This is a genomic window from Pseudomonas sp. PB105, from assembly GCF_009764655.1.
In the GTDB taxonomy this organism is placed as follows: Bacteria; Pseudomonadota; Gammaproteobacteria; order Pseudomonadales; family Pseudomonadaceae; genus Aquipseudomonas; species Aquipseudomonas cyclaminis.
Genome location: NZ_RWIO01000011.1, coordinates 1 through 1,302, shown reverse-complemented (window position 1 = coordinate 1,302; position 1,302 = coordinate 1). Strand labels below are relative to the sequence as shown.

At 63.0% G+C, this 1,302-nt stretch carries 3 protein-coding genes; all 3 read left to right on the top strand.

Annotated features, from left to right (window positions below):
• Positions 1–82: 82 nt before the first annotated feature.
• Positions 83–544, top strand: a complete 462-nt coding sequence (locus EJD88_RS01760; protein WP_158876438.1) for a head completion/stabilization protein — start codon at positions 83–85, stop codon at positions 542–544.
• Positions 541–987 carry a phage tail protein gene (locus tag EJD88_RS01755; protein WP_158876436.1) on the top strand — a complete coding sequence of 149 codons (447 nt, stop codon included), beginning with the start codon at positions 541–543 and terminating at the stop codon, positions 985–987. The genes EJD88_RS01760 and EJD88_RS01755 overlap by 4 nt, the downstream gene beginning before the upstream one ends.
• The coding region (locus EJD88_RS01750) for a phage virion morphogenesis protein (RefSeq protein WP_178121988.1) at positions 977–1,302 on the top strand (326 nt) is incomplete at its 3' end. The genes EJD88_RS01755 and EJD88_RS01750, both read left to right, overlap by 11 nt.

Here is a 1,302-nt window from a genome sequence, read left to right as displayed (position 1 = left end):
AGCGGGGACCTGTGGAAGTGAGCCGCCCATTTATGGACCGTCCCACTGAAAACAGGCTCCCCGCCCTATTTGAGCGGTCAGCATGAGCTTTTCAGGTAAACCCACCACCCTGGTGGAACTGGCGATCAAGAACGACGGCTTTTGGCCGAACCTCGATGTGGCCGAGTTTCAGAAGGGTTATCGCTTGCCGGCGGAGTACCTGGTGGAACTGCTGACCGCTGAGTTGGCCACGGCTATGACCGAGGTCAACAGCGACTTGGCCACGTGCAAAGCGCGTTGGCAGAACCAAGGTGTCACCACCTTGGAATCTGCGGACCCTATGGTGCTGCCCGAGCGCACATTTCAAGCAGCGACGTACAAACGCGCCGTTTACTGCAGGGCCAAAGCCAGCCTGCTGCCCCAGTTCGTGACCATCATCCGCCGCGACAGCGCCGAGAACCTGGGCAAGGAATCCCCCGATCGCCCGGAAACCTTCCTGGCGTTCAGCCAACAGGCCGTCCGTTCGTTGCAGGGTCGTGGCCGCATCACGGCGGCGCTCCTATGAACAAGCTTCGCGCCCTGACCTCGTACCTGATCGGCCTCGACCTGGTGCTGCCCGAGCAGATCGACAGCTGGGCCGAACAGGTCAACCTGGACTTGATCTGGAAGGACACCACCCAAGGCCTGCACATGGGCGATATGCGTTATCGCGCCGTGGTCGTGATTGAGCGATTCGCCGGCAACCCGGCGCTGTTGATGGCGCTTCTGGGAGGCTGGTTAGAGTCCAACGATCCCGATCGGGACGACGACCTGCCGGCGCCGACGTTCGCCGTCGACCAGATCACCCCGGACGAAGCGGATCTGGAGCTGACTTTGGAGTTTGTCGAGGCACAGCACCTGGCAGAAGACCCCAGCGGCAACGTCGAGGCCTTCGGCAAAACGTGGGGCCTGGTCGACTTCGACCTGTGGGTTGCTGAGCAAGGCGAGGTCCGCGGCGGTGGCGCGTAGGTCTTTCGAGCTGGACGTGCGGGGCCACCTGGGCGTTCGCGAGCAACTGGCCCTGTTGAGTCTGCCCCCACAGTTGCGCCGGCGTTTGCTCAACAACGTGACCAAGCGCGTGCGGACCATGAGCCGTAAGCGGATCCGCGAACAGCGCAACCTGGACGGCTCGGCTTTCGAGGCGCGCAAGGGCGACGGCAAGGGCAAAAAGAAGATGGAAGCCGGCCTGGGCAAGTTGCTCCAGGTCACCAACGTGAGCGCGGACTCCGCAACCCTGGGATGGCGTAACGGCCTGACTGGCTGGGTCGCCGCGCAGCAACACCA